Source organism: Psychrobacter sp. TB20-MNA-CIBAN-0197 (genome assembly GCF_040309765.1).
Classification (GTDB): Bacteria; Pseudomonadota; Gammaproteobacteria; order Pseudomonadales; family Moraxellaceae; genus Psychrobacter; species Psychrobacter submarinus.
The window spans coordinates 1-274 of the sequence record NZ_JBEOPC010000557.1; the positions used below are offsets into that span (position 1 = coordinate 1).

At 40.1% G+C, this 274-nt stretch carries 1 protein-coding gene; it reads right to left on the minus strand.

All coding sequences use genetic code 11. The annotated features are described in order from the left end of the window. Positions 1–274, minus strand: a 274-nt coding sequence (locus tag AAEY83_RS14945) for a pyruvate kinase (RefSeq protein ID WP_351060130.1), incomplete at both ends; no start/stop codon positions are given.

Consider the following 274-nt stretch of genomic DNA (forward strand, 5'->3'; position numbering starts at 1 on the left):
GAGTTAACATCGCCTTCGCCTTTTTCCATTTTTGCATCAAGAGTGAACTTTGCACCCACAGAAAGCGTTACTTTACCTTCTTTAAAAGTAGAAACGCGGATTTTAGGGCCTTGAAGGTCAGCAAGAATAGCAATATGCTTGCCTAATTTTTTTGCAATATCGCGTACAGCTTGCGCACGGTCTTTATGATCTTGGGCAACACCATGTGAGAAGTTTAAACGTACTACATTAGCCCCAGCGATAATAATTTTTTCTAAGTTGTTATCTCTATCGG